Here is a 16,659-nt window from a genome sequence, read left to right as displayed (position 1 = left end):
CACACTTAAGGTTGAAAAATACTTTGCACCCATGCCTCGCTTCCGGCTGTGCCGTTAGCGTTTGCATCGCTCTGGTAATCCGGACTAAAGCCCACCGCAGTGATTAGGTATGGGTCGCTTAGGGTTACGTCTGGATCAAGCCGCGGCAGTCGAAATTTCTCGATCATGCAGCGTGCATCAGGCTTGGGTCGCATGCCCGTAGCGGCTATAAGATTGGTCGAAATTCGATTGCTTAAGTTGGCCGCGGTGGTCCAGTTTGTCCGCAGCTTCCACTGAGTAGGACGACTGCCTGAGGCCTGCGAGTCCGGCATTTCTAGACTGATCAATGCTCTGCCTTCGATTGTGTTGCTGTCGATTTTTATCGCATTTTCACATTGCCGTAAGGCTGTTTCTGCGCTTTGCAATGCCACTGCGCTGGTGCGCATGCTCTTAGAGATTTGCTCACTGGCGATTGAATGTTTCAAAGCCATAGCTGCCACTAAAGACATCACCACTAACAAAATTAAGGTCGTCGCCAAAACTGTGCCGCGCTTTTGCTGGCTGGGTTTCCAGTTGGTGTAAAAGTTTTTTTTAGTCATCGCAATTTAAACTCGGTTGCGCAAGGTGTAGGTGTTGGTAAAGCTGCGGCGCAGAAATTTGTCGCTTGAGGTTTGCGCTAAACCGTCGCAGTCAATGTAGCTCCCCCCGCCCTCAGGTACAGGGTATTGGCTGCGCATAACCAAGCAGACTTTTACGCTAATCACGCGGCCCCAGCGGCTCTCAGTTGTGTCGACAGTCGCGTTAGTCGGTTCAAGCTGTGTCTGCGTGAGGTAGCTAGTGACTAATTTATTGCCCGCCATATCAGCAAGCCCAAAGCGTAAAAACATGGATTCAACCGATTCGATTAGCGCTTGTGGCGAGATCGCTGTGACGCCATCTCCGCCATTGCCAATGCAGTTGAGTTCTGGCGCACCGCTATTAGTGTTGTCGGCAAGAAAAATTCGGTTGTCTATCAGCTTGTAACTAAGTGCCTGACCCATGCTTGAGTCAGTCGTGACACTGACTGGATGGGCGAGGCAGTCACCCGGGTTGGTGTCGGTTCCCTGTGTGTCATCAGTGTCTCCCTCAAAGCGCAGTGCTAGCGCTGATTTTCCGGGCGCAATAGTAGCGCTGCAAGCTAGCAAATCGAATGCGACCTTTGGATCGGTAAAGCCGTTGTCACATGCGCGAATGCTTGTTTGTATGAAATTACGGTCTACTACTGAGTGGCTAACACCATCACTGACGACGGTTGCTGCAGTCACCAATATTTGCGGTGGGCTGTAGCCGGTAACGCGTATGTAGTTGCCAATAAAGGCCATGGCAATCGCGGCATCTTCATTCATGCGGGCCAGTGCAATATTTTGTTGACTACTCCTTGCCGTCGAGAGGTAAACCGAGAGAATTGAGCCAACTACTACCAAGCCTAAAGTAATGCTAATCATCAGCTCGACCAAGCTCATGCCAAGCTGCTTGATTCGTGTTTGACGGATTTTTACTGTGACTGGTTTTTTTGTATTTTGGTTAGGCACAGACAAATGCGAGAGCAAATGAGTTGTCAAATATTTATTCATATGCTCACCCGAAAATACATGCAGCGCGGCTGGGGCGTAGTGTTTGCTAATCCGGCTATGGATGCAGCCGGACATTGGTCACCACCAGTGCTGGAAACTGATAAATCATTACCAATGCTAAAAGCAAGACTGGGATCGACCCACATGATCCATATATCAGCGGCCAAAGTATTGTTCTCATCACGTAAAACATAGGCGCCGCCGGCGGGTAAGCGGCGACGTAAATCATTTAGCCATACTGCCTTGTCGATGTTGGCGATTTCACTCGGCGTGCAAAGCGAAGTTATGATGCATGTGGGTACTTCTAGGTTACTTGAATCCCCGTCGTAAGCGATTGATCGGTTGTAGTTGCCAGCATAAAAGCCGCTGGTGTTAGCGCGTAAATTCTCTGCATAAGCTTCTGCTAGCTGTGTGCCAATGGTTTGGAATTGGGCTAATTTTACGTATTGGACTGACGCGGCCACCATGCTCGCCATGCCGAGTAAACCAAGACACACTATCAAAATGGACACAAGAACTTCTATCAGCGATGAGCCTTTTTGCGGTTTAAGTTGCTTCATGTGCAGACCTTTGAGGGATCATTGATTAACTGTGGGCGACCACTAGGACCGAGACACAGGCGACGCTTTTGTTCGCTACTGATTGAGGGTGAATCGAAACTGATTTCACTGGTTACAGCGCTCATAAGGCCGTTGGGTCTAAAGACCAAAATTGCTATCGGATTTTGTGTAATGGGACCGCTGCCTCTTAAGCCGCCTTGGGCTTGAATCAAGATGCTGTTGGCGCTGGAGAATGAATTACTTTTTAAACGATCAGTAAAAATAATCCAACCACCGCTCCAGTCGCTGCCATTGCTAAGACAGCTAGGATCTGCTGTGTCTGCATTAGTGCTGGGACACATGACCACTGAAATACCGCGTTTAATGGCTTCAACACGGGTGAGATTCACAGCTGTGCTAAAAGCGTTGACAGCGCTGCTGACTGAAGATTTTTCAATCATGCTGCGCATACTCGGGAGGGTAATGGCCAGCAAGATGGCGGTGATGGATACCACCATCAGCGTTTCGATTAGCGTAAAGCCGTGACTATAGCGAGACCGAAATAGATTTTTAAAAGTGTATGTGGGCCGCGTTGGTTCATTATCTTGTTTATCTTTTGAGCGGCTAATCGAATAGTAAATTGAGTGGTTAATCGAGCAGTAGTTCAGTCTGAAATTTTGGGCAAGATAGGCGTGCATGAATTTGACTCACATGAAATATGTGCGACATTTTAAGACACATAATTCTTATGTTGGGAAATGGGTCTGGGTCATGCGATGTAACCCAGGCCTTAGTTGATACGACTGTTTAATTTAAAGATAAAAATTTAAATTATTTTGTGCACTACAAACAATCGAAATTTGCGTCACTAATTTTTCAGTTTTAGCGCAATGCCGTGACTTGGCTACAGAGTGTCGATAGGCACTTGATAGCCAGTCTTTATGTACCGCCAACACCAAGCGGCTAAGGCTGGTTTGTTGGCACAGTTAGCTCAGTTGGTCAGCTAATTTCTGCAATCATCTCAATTTCAACGCAGGCGCCCATAGGAATTTGTGCCACTCCAAAAGCGCTGCGGGCATGGGCGCCAATCTCTTTTCCAAAGACTTCGCCAAACAGCTCGCTCGCACCATTGGTCACCAGATGCTGATCGGTAAAGTCGCCGGTTGAATTGACCAGACTCATGAGTTTGACAATCCGTGTGACGCTGTTTAAGTCTTTACCAACAGTGCTGAGCGCGGCATGCAGTGAGCCCATCAAATCAATTGCCACCAGTCGTGCAGCTAGCTTGCCTTCTTCTGTGCTGATGTTTTTGCCAAATTGGCCGACCCATACCTTGCCATCTTGCTTGGCTAAATGGCCGCTAAAAAATATCAGTTTGCCGCTTATGGCGAATGGCACGTAGGCCGCTGCGGGTGCGGACACGGGTGGCAGTGTGATCGCGAGGCTGGCGAGTTTGTCGTAAACGTTATGGCTCATGGTGTGGATTCCTTTGGGGGTTAAAAATTTTTTAGAGAGATGGTTTCATCTGCAAAGTTGGCCAACGGCATGACTGTCACAGCAACCGTGAGTATGTGTTGTGCTCCGCCGCGAATGACTCCGCGCAGCGGCGAGACATCGAGAAAATCTCGACCTGTGGCGAGCGTCACATAATCTTCGCCAGGTGCTCTGTCGTTGGTCGGATCGTAGTCTAACCAATGACTGGTGCCGTCCGTCATTGGGCAATAAACCGATGCCCAGGCATGCGAGGCATCGCTGCCAATCAGTCGTGCTTGACCCGCTGGCGGATGGGTCAGCATATAGCCGCTGACATAGCGCGCCGGCAAACCCATGGCGCGGCAGCAGGCCACCATGATGTGGGCAAAATCTTGACAGACGCCTTTACCTTGGCGCAAAGCTTCTAGCGCCGGGGTATTGACTTCAGTGCTGTGGCTTTCGTATTTCATGCTGCTGTGTATGCGCTGCATCAAGTCATGCGCGGCTTCTGGTAGCGGCCGATTAGTGGTGAAGCTGGGCAGGGCGAACGCTACAAAAGCGTCATCGCGAGGCACATAGGGTGAGGCAAACAAAAACTCCCAAGCGCTGCTGTAGGCCACGCCTGCGCGATAGCGAAATTGATCGCGCACGCTTTCCCAAGCCAAACCCGTCATGCTAGACGCAGGTTGAGCCGCACTAGTTTTGACGACGCTGTTGGCGATTACGCAAAGCCTGTCGTGCTCGCCGCGTAGCGAAAAAAAGGTACTGCTGTTGCCGTAGACGTCAGTGACTTCGCGCTGCTCTGCTGGCTTTGGCACTATGCTCAAGCTGTGGCTGAGTATCTGCTGGCCAGATTGATTTGCAGGCTTGAGATGCAACACATGGTGGGCATTTTCTACCGAAGGTGTGTAGTGGTAGCGAGTTTCGTGGATGAGGTTGAGCAGCATAAGGCGATGACTATGTTAAGTGCCTACGCTGTAATTGCTTGCGCTGGCATGGCTGAAATAGCGCCGACTGATGCGATCAGATAGTGCAAATGCTGATTCCTGAAATTGGGTCAGTAGGGTGATTAAATTGTCATGAATATTGGGCTGTGGGCTGTCTTTTGTATCTTCTTTTACCGCCAGCAAGTCTTCTATATGCCAGGTTGCGGGGTCAGATATGCCGGTCAATAATTCTGCTAAATCCTCAGCAGAACCGGCTTCTAGTTTGGCCAGCCTGCCTTTTAGCGTTTGCAGCACCCAAGAAAGGGAGCGCGGGTTGTTACGGTCCAGCACCAGCAAGTCTAGCAATGCGGGCAAATCGCGCCGCTGCTGGAATTGGGCGTGAAAGGTAATGGTGCTGTCAAACAGTGCCAATAAGGCATTAAATCCACCATCATCAAATACGGCATGGGTGCGAAAGCCAGTGGCCAGTGCTGCTGACAAAGTCGCAAAACGCTCGATATGTCGGCCTATGCTGAGCATGCGCCATCCGTCGTCGCGCACCATGCGGTCGGTCTGCGCGCCTGTCATCGCGGCTAAAAAACCACTACCGGTTTCCAAAGCGCGCAACGCCTCCACGCAGGAATACTCTAGAGAGTGTGGGCCGTCTTTCGTGGTTTTTTGGAAACCGGCGCAAATCGCTAGGAAATCTTGTTCTGCTCGCACAATCACGTGCCACTGCTCTTGCGACAAGCGCTCTCGAACGGATGCTGCCGTATTTTTTATGGCGCTCAAGTTACGCGCTACGCTAGCGCCTTTTTCAGTATCGGCTAGCGCTGTTATGAGTGAGCGTTCGAAAACGCGCAGCGCTTCAGTCGCTGGCGGCACTGTGTCGTTAACCAGGCCGTTGCTAACCGCCATCTCGCTAAGCCAGGCCAGCAATGGTTGAGATGATTGGTCTTCTCCGCTCAGACATCGCAGCGTGATTTGGGCCAAACGTAGCGAATTTTCCGCACGCTCGGTATAACGGCCTAGCCAGTAAAGATTTTCTGCGGCTCGGCTGGTGACTTGGCGTTTTTGTGTCTCGGTATGCAGTGGATTGGCGGGCGTAAAGCCTAGCTCAATGGTGGCAGTCAGGCTAGTTGCTTTGGGCGTTTCTTTCTGTGCCAACGAGTCAGCCGGCGCAGTGGCTACAGTTGCTGGCGTTTTAGCTGGAGATGGGTTGCGCGTCGAATCGGTTTTTAACCCGCCTAAAGCCCATACGTCAGCGCTGGTGCCGCCGCGCTGCATGGATGCAATGTTCTCGCTTTTACCTGCCAGTCGGGCCAGCCCTCCTGGTAAGACCTGCCATCCGCCTTCACCATCGGCTAGTGCAAACACACGCAGCACTGTGGAGCGTGGTGAGATGCGTTCACCCTGCCAAGTTGGGTTTTGTGACAAGGGCAGATAAGACTGAACCGTGTAGTCTTCGCCTTGGCGTGTTATGCGTTCAGCCCATTTAGCTAAGTCAGTTGGACTTAAGCTGTGGCCTATGACTGAGGTCATGCCTGTGCCGGGATAGGTCGGCTTAATTACACAGTTTTTCAGTTGCGCCAGCATGCCTTTCATGACGGCTTGTTCGCCGCACCACCAGGTCGCTAGCGACGGCAAGCTTAAAGTCTGGCCCAAAAGATGGCGTGATAGTGCGGGTAAAAATCCCAAAATGGCACTGGACTCAAGAAACGCCGAGCCAGGCGCGTTGGCTACCAAAACATTGCCCGCACGTATTGCTTGTAGCAGGCCGGGTACGCCCAAGGTGGAGTCGGCTTTGAGCTCTAGCGGATCAAGAAATTCGTCGTCTAGGCGTTTGAGCAGGCCATGCACGGGTTCCAGGCCTTTGAGGGTTTTGAGATAAAGCTTTTCATCTCTAACCATCAAATCACTGCCCTCGACCAAGGTTAGACCCAGATAGCGTGCCAGATAAGCATGCTCGAAGTAAGTCTCGTTATAAGGGCCAGGCGTGAGCAATACGATGCGGCTTTGAGCACCGTTCGGGCTCAGTCTACGCAAATTGCTAACCAGCGTTTTATAGGAGTCGGCCAAGCGTTGGACCCGCATTTCCCGAAAAGCCTCGGGAAACTGACTTGAGACGCTCAAGCGATTCTCCAGCAGATAGCCAAGGCCAGAAGGCGCTTGGGTGCGTTGCGAGATCACCCACCAGCGACCATCTGGTCCGCGTGCTAAATCAAAGGCTGCGATGTGTAAAAACAGCTCGCCCGGTGGTTTACTGCCGCGCATGGCGCGCAGATAGCCTGGGTTGCCGAGAACCAAGGCTGCCGGCAAAAGGCCGCGTTCGAGTAGTGTTTGCGGACCGTAAACATCGGCCATCACACTGTTGAGTAAGTGGGTGCGCTGCTTTACGCCAGCTTCAATCACCGCCCACTCTTGTGCCGGCACTATCAACGGAAACAAATTCAGCGACCAAGGTCTTTGCGGTCCATTGGCATCGGCATAGACGTTGTAGGTCACGCCGTTGTCGCGTATTTGGCGCTTGAGGTTGTCGTTGCGCCGACTCAAGTCGTTAAAGCCGTCAGTGCCTAAATGGTTGAAAAATTCAGTCCAGTTTTTAGTCAGTTCGGTATTGGCCAGTGGCGCAGGCGTTTTAGCCGTTTGTGTTGACGGCATCAAAGGCGCGATTGGTGCAAACGCTTTGATTGGCTCAGCCGGAGCAGAGGCTTGTGTCTGCGTCTGCGTCTGCGTTTGCGTCTGCGACTGCGACTGCTGTTGTGTCTGACTTTGCGACTGGCTCTGGTTTTGTAGCGGAGCACCCGGCAGAGGCGAGTCTTGTCTCACCTTGCCGCGTAACTCGTCGAAATGGCCGATCTGTGCAGGTCTGGCCAGTTCCGACGCGAGCTCGGCTGGGTCTTCCCCCAGCACATCATCAAAGAGTAATTTTTTTTGTATTTCCACTTACTCAGTATCGCCTAGCGCAAGTCCAGTGTGAACGGAAACTCGCGGCTAGGCGCGGCTGGTGCAACTTTCATTTTTCCAGGGGTGTGACCCATCTGGAAGAAGCGACTTAAACGACGACTTTCGGCCTCGTAAGAGTTCACTGGCAGCGTTGCATAGCTCAGCCCGCCCGGATGGGCAACATGGTATTGGCAGCCGCCTAGTGAGCGTTCCATCCAGGTGTCGACGATGTCAAAAGTCAGCGGCGCGTGCACACCGATAGACGGGTGTAACGAGGAGGGTGGATTCCAGGCTTTATAGCGTACGCCTGCCACATGTTCCCCAACAGTACCGGTGTTTTGCAGTGGTAATGCGCGGCCGTTGACGGTGATCACATAGCGGTTGTCGTTTAAGCCGGTGACATGAACCTCGACGCGCTCCAGCGATGAGTCCACATAGCGTGCAGTGCCGCTAGACGAGCCTTCCTCACCCATTACATGCCAAGGCTCTAGCGCCGTGCGCAGCGTCAGTTCTATGCCGTGGGTCTTGACTTGGCCAATCATGGGGAAACGGAACTCTAGGTGTGGCTCGAACCAGGCCATGTCAAATGCATAACCGTCCTCTTGCAGTTCGGTCAGCACATCCTCAAAGTCCATACGCACAAAGCTAGGCAGCAAAAAGCGGTCATGCAGTTCGGTCCCCCAGCGTGTCAGCCGGGTCTGGTAAGGCTTCTTCCAAAAACGCGCGACCAATGCGCGCAGCAGTAGTTGCTGGGCAATGCTCATGCGCGCATGCGGCGGCATTTCAAAAGCGCGCAATTCGAGTAGACCGAGTCGGCCTGTGGATGAGTCTGGCGAATAAAGTTTGTCAATGCAGAACTCGCTGCGATGGGTGTTGCCGGTTGCGTCAACCAGTATGTTGCGCAGCGTACGGTCAACAATCCATGGCGGCATGTCCTGGCCATATTTCTCGCGGTTTACAGCGATCTCGCGCAGCGCTATTTCTAGCTCATAAAGCTGGTCGTTGCGTGCCTCATCGACTCTAGGCGCTTGACTGGTAGGGCCGATAAACATACCCGAGAACAAATAGCTCAGCGACGGGTGGTTGTGCCAATAAGCGATCAGGCTGGCCAGCATTTCTGGTTTTCGCAAAAATGGACTGTCTGAAGGCGTAGCACCGCCCATGACAAAGTGGTTGCCGCCGCCGGTACCGGTATGCCGGCCATCGGTCATGAATTTTTCGGCTGACAGGCGTGTCTCGTGGGCTATTTTGTAGAGAAACTCGGTGTGCTCGACTAATTCGCCCCAGTTGTAGGCCGGGTGAATGTTGACTTCAATCACACCGGGGTCAGGCGTGACGGCCAACATTTTTAAGCGTGGGTCACGCGGCGGTGGATAGCCTTCTAAGACTACAGTGATAGCCAAACTTTCGGCGGTGGCTTCGACTGCGGCGAGCAAATCTAGGTAGTCTTCGAGTCGCTCCATTGGCGGCATGAAAACATAAAGCGCGCCTTTCTCGCCTTTGCCCATGTCTTTTTTGCCAGCCAGTTTGGCTTCGGCTTCTTGTTTGGCCTTGGGGCCATTTGCGCGATTTGGGTCGCGTACTTCGACACAAATAGCGGTACGACTTAACCAGCCTGCTGACTCAAAGGCGTTAGGCGCGCGGGTTAATGGATCAGTGTTTTGTAGCTGCTCTGGTGTCAGGCCAGCTGTGCCGTGCTCAGCCGCATCGGTCGGGTTTTGCATTAAGCGCCGCGCTTCGTAGAGCGGTGGTATGGCCTTGGCTGGGCTGCTCAAATAGGGTTGGGTACTTTGTGCTGAGCTGCCGGCGTAACGTGATGTGAGCGCCGCCGCTGTCGGCAGTGCCTCACGCGGCGAAAACGGATCGGCCTCGATCATGTAGGGGAAGTCTGTTTTGGAGACCCAAGGCACTGAGTCCAGCGGTAAGCGGTAACCCATAGGTGAGTCACCCGGCATCAGGTACATGCGCTCATCGCGGAAAAACCAAGGCCCTGTCGTCCACGCCGGTCCTGTGCGTTCTGTTTTAGCGCCTGGCACTTCTTCTCTGGCCTTGAGGGGTAGCACATAGCCGACTACCGAGTCCAGGCCTTGCATGTAGACGCGGCGCAGGCGTTCGCGTTCCATTGCATCGTCGAGTTTGGAATCAAACGGATCGACATTAATCGGCAAGCGACGTTCGCGCCATAGGTAATACCAAGCATCTTCATAGCCCGGCGTGATGAAATCGGGCTTGAGGCCGAGCTTTTCGGCCAGCAGCTTAGTAAAGCGTGAAGCGTCTTCGGCGCTGTAGTTGCAGACGTCACGTTCGTCCGTGAAAAGGTCTGGATTTTGCCAAATTGGTTCGCCATCTTTGCGCCAAAAAATGCTCAGCGCCCAGCGCGGTAATTGCTCGCCGGGATACCACTTGCCTTGACCAAAATGCAAAAAGCCGCCATGGCCGTATTCGGCGCGCAGCTTTTTCACCAGTTCTGTTGCGTAGCCGCGTTTGGTCGGGCCTAATGCGTCGATATTCCACTCACCCGCATCGCGGTCGTTAGTGGCGACAAAGGTTGGCTCGCCGCCCATGGTTAGGCGTACATCACCGGCGAGTAAATCACGGTCGACTGCCTCGCCAAGGGCTAACACATCAGCCCATTGCGCCTCGGTGTATGGCATGGTGACACGTGGGGATTCAAAAATACGCTGCACACCCATATGGTGTGCGAACTCAACTTCAGACTCATCTACGCCGCCTTCGATAGGCGCTGCGCTTGATGGGTCTGGCGTGCAAGCCAGTGGGATGTGACCTTCGCCCGCCATCAGGCCAGAAGTGGGGTCTAGTCCAACCCAACCTGCGCCTGGCAAAAATACTTCGCACCAAGCATGTAGGTCGGTGAAGTCGGCTTCTGCGCCGCTAGGGCCATCAAGCGACTTGACGTCGGCTTTGAGTTGAATCAGGTAGCCCGAGACAAAGCGCGCGGCTAGGCCTAAGTGGCGAAACAATTGCACCATTAGCCAGCCGGTATCGCGGCATGAACCGCAGGCCAATGTGAGCGTTTCTTCTGGTGTTTGCACGCCCGGTTCCATGCGTATGGAGTAGGCAATTGCTTGCTGCAGGCCTTGGTTGACGCTGACTAAAAAATCATTGGTTCGCCTAGGCGTTAAATCAATTTTGTCTAAATATGCTTGCAGCAGCGGCGTTGCGGGTTCGGTGACCAAATAGGGCGCGAGTTCTTTTTGCATCGCGCTTTGGTACTTGAAGGGGAACTCTTCAGCCTCAGGCTCTAGGAAAAAGTCAAACGGGTTGAGCACCACCATGTCGACCACCATGTCGACCGTGACTTTGAATTCGCGTGTTGGCTTGGCAAACACCAGCCTTGCTTGGTAGTTGGCAAAGGGATCTTGTTGCCAATTGATGAAGTGGTCTAGCGGCTCAATCTTGAGCGAGTAAGAAAGTATTTGTGTACGGCTGTGAGGCGCGGGCCGCAGTCTGACAATTTGTGGGCCCAAAGTGACGAGTCGGTCGTATTTGTAATGGGTGATATGGCTAAGGGCAACGTGAATGGACAAGGCAATCTCGCTTTTCAGGGTTTAACGGGCACGTGGAAAACGCTGGGGCTGGTTTTGGTGGGCCGGGCGCTGAACAAAGTAACAAAACATTGTATTGACGCATCGCTTGCGTGCCGGATTGAGGGTTTTTTATTTAGTACAACTGTAGCAAGAGCTGGGCCATCAGTTTGTATTCGGCCAATTTTGATTTATTGTCTGCCAGCTAAGCCCAAACGGGTCGCACTAATTCAAGCTGGAACACTTGTGTGAGGCTGCTCTTTAATCAACTTTTATGCTCTGCATTTTGCGCAACAGCACATTTGGGTAAGACCTTTTTGTCTTTGTTCGGTCTGATCGCAGGTGTGATGTTGCAGCTTAGGCAAGCTAGCCTTTTTGAGGTCAACGTTTACCTCGCCAACCTAGTTTTTGCGGCGCTGTCGTTGCTATGGCTTTGCTGGCTGCAAAGGCGGGGCAACCCTAGGGCTGGGCCAGCGTTGGCGTTGTCTTGGGCTTTGTCGCTGGCAGTGTGTTTAGCGCTAAGTTTTGGGCTGACGGGTTTGCGTAGCGTTATTTTTCTTCGCACTGCACTCAATCCAGCGCTGGAGGGCAAGGATATTGTGGTGACGGGCCTCGTCCAAGCCATGCCTGAAGTGTCAGAAGACGCACTGCGTTTTCGCTTTCAGACAGAGACGGCTCTGCTGGCCGGTCAGCCAGTGCAATTGCCAGCGCAAATTTATGTAGGCTGGTACAGCGGTTTTGGTCTAGGTCAGTTTGCTGTGCCTGCGCAAGCTGGATCTAACTCCTCTAATTCCATTAGCACCCCTAGCTTTCTATTGCCAGAAACTCTGTTCGAGCTGGAACAACAACCCCAAGTGCTAAGGGCTGGTGAGCGCTGGCGCATGACGCTGCGCTTAAAAGCTCCTCACGGCGCGAGCAACCCTTACGGCTTTGACTATGAACTCTGGCTATGGGAGCAAAACTTGCAAGCCAGCGCTTATGTGCGTGCAGGTCTGCGTGACGTTGCGCCACAAAAAATCAGCGACAGTTGGGCCCATCCGGTGGAGCGGGCGCGCCAGTCGGTGCGGGAGGCTATTTTTGAGCGCGTGGCAGATCGTCAACTCGCGGGTATGTTGGCGGCGCTTGTCGTGGGCGATCAGGGCGCTATAGATCAACACGACTGGGCGGTGTTTAGGGCTACCGGCGTGGCGCATTTAATGAGTATTTCGGGTCTACACATCACCATGTTCGCTTGGCTGGCGGCGCGCCTTATCAACGCTTTGTGGAAGCGCTCTGCGCAACTAGGCTGGCGACTTTGTCTGTGGCTGGCGGCACCCACTGCGGGTGCGTTCGGCGGCTTGGGGCTGGCTGCCCTGTATGCCTTATTTTCGGGTTGGGGTGTGCCGGCTCAGCGCACCATACTTATGTTGGCTACTGTGATGCTGCTTCGCTTAAGTGCACGCCAATGGCCATGGCCTTTGGTTTGGTTGTTGGCCATGGCGCTGGTGTTGATGTTTGATCCATGGGCCTTGATGCAAGCTGGGTTTTGGCTTTCTTTTGTTGCCGTTGGCGTGTTGTTCGCCAGCGATCCCGAATCGGGCGCTGTAAGGCCAAGGCAGACAAATACGCAAACTACAGACCTCTGCGTAAGATCAATTTGGGGACGTGGATACTTATGTGTTGTTGGCTTTATTAAGTCAACCTTGGCGGGGCTGGCCAAGGCCGCGCGCGAGCAGTGGGTGGTTACGCTGGCGCTTACGCCGCTCTCACTGTTGCTGTTTAACCAAGTTTCGGTGCTCGGCTTGCTGGCTAATGCGTTGGCGATTCCATGGGTGACATTGGTGCTCACGCCCTTGGCTATGCTGGGTGTGCTGTGGTCACCGCTCTGGGATGCTGCAGCCCTTGCAGCCAGTGCGTTAGCGCTTTATTTGCAGTGGCTAGCTAGCTGGTCATGGGCCAGTATTAACGTTGCGGCTGCTCCTTTGTGGTGCGCAGTAGCCGGTGTGATGGGAGGCTTGCTGATGGCCATGAAGCTGCCTTGGCATTGGCGCGGTTTAGGTTTGCCTTTAATGCTACCGGTGCTGTTATGGCAACCAGTACGCCCAAATACTGGGCAGTTTGACGTGCTTGGTGCTGACATCGGTCAGGGCAATGCTTTGTTGGTGCGAACCCAACACCACAGTCTTGTTTATGACAGCGGGCCGCGCTTTTCGCGCGAAAGCGATGCCGGCAATCGGGTTTTAGTGCCACTGCTCAGAGCGTTGGGTGAACGCATCGACATGCTGGTGCTTAGCCACCGCGACATTGATCATTCTGGTGGTGCAGCGGCAATTCTGACGATGCAGCCTCAGGCTAGTTTGCTCAGCTCGATTGAGGATGGCCATACACTGCAGGCCTTACGCCCTGCAAAGCGTTGCCAAACAGGTCAGCACTGGCGCTGGGATGGGGTGGATTTCGAAATTCTCAATCCACTGCCAATTGATTACGCGCAAAGCCTTAAACCAAATGCCATGAGTTGTGTGTTGCGCGTCTCGAATGGTGTGAACAGCGCTTTGTTAACCGGTGATATGGAGGTGGCGCAGGAACGTCGCTTACTCAGTGATTCGGCTCTCAAAGTCAAACTCAAGGCTGACTTTTTGCTAGTACCCCACCATGGCAGTAAGACCTCGTCTAGTGCTGCTTTCCTTGATGCTGTTCAGGCGCCGTTGGCGCTGGCTCAAACGGGTTATCGCAACCGTTTTGGTCACCCCGCGAGCAGTGTGATGCAGCGTTACGAGGATCGCGGTATGCAAGTTTTTCGCTCACCCTCGTGTGGCGCAGCTTTGTGGCGTAGCAGTCAGCCTTTGCAGATATTGTGTCAGCGTCAATTAGAGCCGCATTATTGGCAGCATCAAGTGCCTATGCAGGAATTGATTGCTAAACCATTAATACGATCCGATTGACGTGAAGTTGATCGCACCACCGAGGGTGAACCCTAGGTGTTTAGGCCATAGAGTCATTAAGCTGTAAGCCTTGTTGGCATTGACTTGTCAGAGGTTTCCGATAGTAAAAAAAATAGTTGGGCTTAAAGCTTTGGCATACAAATTGCAGGCTAAAGTCGAGGGAAAACCTGCCTAAACAACCCCGTTGGATAAAAAGGACATGAGTCAGATGTTTGATGAAATGAATGCAAGCGCAGACAGTGTTAGAGCGCACTACCAAGGTTATCAACGCTGGCTTTTGCGCCAACCGCAGGACACCATGAAGGCCAAGCGCGCTGAAGCTGAGATGATTTTTCGACGTGTCGGCATAACCTTCGCTGTTTATGGCGCAAAAGATGAAGATGGCTCTGGTACAGAGCGACTAATACCGTTCGACTTGATACCTCGCATCATTCCATCCCATGAGTGGGTCAGCATGGAAAAAGGCTTGATACAGCGCACCACAGCATTAAATCGTTTTATCCACGACGTCTACCACGATCAAGAAATTCTCAAGGCCGGTATTGTGCCTTCCGAGCAGATTTTCCAAAATGCTCAGTTCCGACCTGAAATGATGGGTGTTGATGTACCGAACAATGTCTACTCGCAAATTAGCGGTATCGATATTGTTCGCGCACCAGACGCCACCGGCGTAGGCGAATACTATGTGCTGGAAGACAATTTGCGCGTGCCTAGCGGCGTGAGCTACATGCTGGAAAACCGCAAAATGATGATGCGTCTGTTTCCTGATTTATTCAGCGAAAACAGCGTCGCTCCAGTAGCCCACTATCCCGACATGTTGTTAGAGACGCTGCGCGCTTCAGCACCACCGGCAACCGCCGACCCAACTGTGGTTGTGCTTACCCCAGGCATGTATAACTCGGCGTATTTTGAACATGCGTTTTTAGCCCAACAAATGGGTGTTGAATTAGTTGAAGGTCAGGACTTATTCGTCAAAGATAACTTCGTATATATGCGCACAACGCGCGGACCCAAACGTGTTGACGTGATTTACCGCAGGCTCGATGACGACTTCCTCGACCCACTGGCATTTAGGCCAAGTTCCACTTTAGGTTGCGCCGGCCTGCTCAACGTTTATCGCAGCGGCAATGTGGCTTTGTGCAACGCGATAGGCACGGGTATAGCTGACGACAAGTCCATCTATCCCTATGTGCCCAAAATGATTGAGTTTTATCTCGGCGAAAAACCCATTCTTAAAAATGTGCCCACTTTTATGTGCCGCAACACGGAAGACCTCAAATACACCTTGGCCAACCTGAAAGATTTGGTCGTCAAAGAAGTGCATGGAGCAGGTGGCTATGGCATGTTGGTGGGGCCTGCTTCGACGGCAGCAGAAATTGAGGAGTTTCGCGCCGCTCTGCTGGCCAACCCGTCCGGTTACATCGCTCAACCAACGCTGAGTTTATCGACTTGTCCAACTTATGTTGAAAGCGGTATTGCGCCACGCCATCTGGACTTAAGGCCTTTTGTGCTGAGTGGTAAAGACGTGCAAATCGTGCCGGGTGGCCTGACTCGGGTGGCACTCAAAGAAGGCTCTTTGGTGGTGAATTCCTCCCAAGGTGGTGGCACAAAAGACACTTGGGTGATAGAGGCTGGCGCTAGTTTGCCGGCCATGAATCCAATGACACCGATGTCCTCCATGCCGCCTATGCCAGCCATGGCACCCACCACGACACAAGCTCAAAGCTAAGGATTTAGACCATGCTTTCACGCACTGCCGACCATTTATTTTGGATGTCCCGTTACACCGAGCGCGCTGAAAACACCGCTCGTATGCTCGACGTCAACTATCAGACTTCTTTGTTGCCCCAATCCGCCGCTGTCGCTCAAGTCGGCTGGGAAGGTTTGCTCACGATTAGCGAACTCACGCCAAGTTATGCCGCCAAATACGGCAAAAAAATCATTCCGCGCGATGTGATGGATTTCATGGTGAGGGATGAGAAAAACTCCTCAAGCATCATCTCTTGCCTGAAAAATGCCAGAGAAAACGCACGCGCCGTACGCGGCACCTTGACGACAGAAGTCTGGGAGACCGAGAACCAGACCTATTTGGAAGTCTCACGCATGCTCAAGGGCAGTGATTTTGAGCGTGACCCAGCGCAATTTTTTGAATGGGTCAAGTTTCGCTCTCACTTGTCGCGTGGCGTCACCATGGGCACTATGCTGCAAGATGAAGCGTTTCACTTTTTGCGTCTCGGCACATTTTTAGAGCGCGCTGACAACACCGCAAGATTGGTGGATGTCAAATTCAACGCCGTGCATGGTGACTTTTTTGGTGTCGATAATGCCCACGGTCAGGAATATGATTTTTATCACTGGAGTGCGATTTTGCGCAGCGTTTCTGCGTTTGAGGTCTACCGTAAGGTTTATCGCGATGTGATCAAGCCGGAATGCGTGGCCGAATTGCTGATATTGCGCCCAGATATGCCGCGCTCGCTGCTAGGTTGTTTAAATGAAGTCATTACCAATTTGGCGTTGGTCACGAATGACACGTTTAGCGAGACTCAACGCCGTGCTGGAAAATTACGCGCCGATCTGCAATATGCCCGCATCGACGAAATTTTGGCAACCGGATTACATGCCTTTTTGACACAATTTTTAGACCGTGTCAACGAGTTGGGTGCACACATTAGCCGTGAATTTTTGGTGCCGGTGACGGCTTGAGTATTATTTTTCAA

The 16,659-nt window shown here is 52.5% G+C and carries 11 protein-coding genes; 3 read left to right on the top strand and 8 right to left on the bottom strand.

Translation table 11 applies throughout. The annotated features are described in order from the left end of the window. Positions 1-5: 5 nt before the first annotated feature. The 8 genes from HC248_RS09915 to HC248_RS09880 form a co-directional block, all read right to left on the bottom strand. Entirely contained in the window at positions 6-578 is a 573-nt protein-coding gene (locus HC248_RS09915) for a pilus assembly PilX family protein (protein ID WP_168922329.1), read from the bottom strand. A gap of 6 nt (positions 579-584) precedes the next feature. Then, positions 585-1,592 (bottom strand): PilW family protein, encoded by a 1,008-nt coding sequence (locus HC248_RS09910; protein ID WP_168922328.1) that lies wholly within the window; start codon positions 1,590-1,592, stop codon positions 585-587. Beyond that, a complete protein-coding gene (gene pilV / locus HC248_RS09905) occupies positions 1,589-2,152 on the bottom strand; it encodes a type IV pilus modification protein PilV (RefSeq protein WP_168922327.1) in 564 nt (187 codons plus the stop codon). The genes HC248_RS09910 and pilV overlap by 4 nt, the downstream gene beginning before the upstream one ends. Then, positions 2,149-2,829: a GspH/FimT family pseudopilin gene (locus HC248_RS09900; protein WP_238342596.1), complete on the bottom strand. Its 681-nt coding sequence runs from the start codon at positions 2,827-2,829 to the stop codon at positions 2,149-2,151. Before HC248_RS09900 ends, pilV begins: the two co-directional genes overlap by 4 nt. Before the next feature lie 301 nt (positions 2,830-3,130). Further along, complete coding sequence (locus HC248_RS09895) at positions 3,131-3,607, bottom strand: RidA family protein (protein WP_168922326.1); 477 nt, start codon at positions 3,605-3,607, stop codon at positions 3,131-3,133. Positions 3,608-3,627: 20 nt separating this feature from the next. Then, complete coding sequence (locus HC248_RS09890) at positions 3,628-4,551, bottom strand: transglutaminase family protein (protein WP_168922325.1); 924 nt, start codon at positions 4,549-4,551, stop codon at positions 3,628-3,630. 15 nt (positions 4,552-4,566) lie between these two features. Next, the gene (locus tag HC248_RS09885) at positions 4,567-7,476 is read right to left on the bottom strand and encodes a circularly permuted type 2 ATP-grasp protein (RefSeq protein ID WP_168922324.1); all 2,910 of its coding nucleotides are present in this window, start codon (positions 7,474-7,476) and stop codon (positions 4,567-4,569) included. A 14-nt stretch (positions 7,477-7,490) separates the two neighbouring features. Further along, complete coding sequence (locus HC248_RS09880; protein WP_168922323.1) at positions 7,491-11,024, bottom strand: transglutaminase family protein; 3,534 nt, start codon at positions 11,022-11,024, stop codon at positions 7,491-7,493. A gap of 344 nt (positions 11,025-11,368) precedes the next feature. Here HC248_RS09880 and HC248_RS09875 point away from each other — a divergent pair, with 344 nt between their 5' ends. The 3 genes from HC248_RS09875 (at position 11,369) to HC248_RS09865 (ending at position 16,645) form a co-directional block, all read left to right on the top strand. Beyond that, a complete protein-coding gene (locus HC248_RS09875; RefSeq protein ID WP_168923776.1) occupies positions 11,369-13,942 on the top strand; it encodes a DNA internalization-related competence protein ComEC/Rec2 in 2,574 nt (857 codons plus the stop codon). A gap of 199 nt (positions 13,943-14,141) precedes the next feature. Next, complete coding sequence (locus HC248_RS09870; protein WP_168922322.1) at positions 14,142-15,671, top strand: circularly permuted type 2 ATP-grasp protein; 1,530 nt, start codon at positions 14,142-14,144, stop codon at positions 15,669-15,671. Positions 15,672-15,682: 11 nt separating this feature from the next. Beyond that, positions 15,683-16,645 (top strand): alpha-E domain-containing protein, encoded by a 963-nt coding sequence (locus tag HC248_RS09865; RefSeq protein ID WP_168922321.1) that lies wholly within the window; start codon positions 15,683-15,685, stop codon positions 16,643-16,645. The last annotated feature ends 14 nt before the right edge of the window (positions 16,646-16,659 follow it).

Source organism: Polaromonas vacuolata, from assembly GCF_012584515.1.
GTDB classification, from domain to species: Bacteria; Pseudomonadota; Gammaproteobacteria; order Burkholderiales; family Burkholderiaceae_C; genus Polaromonas; species Polaromonas vacuolata.
The sequence above is the reverse complement of the archived record's forward strand: the minus strand, read 5'-3'. Positions and strand labels throughout refer to the sequence as shown.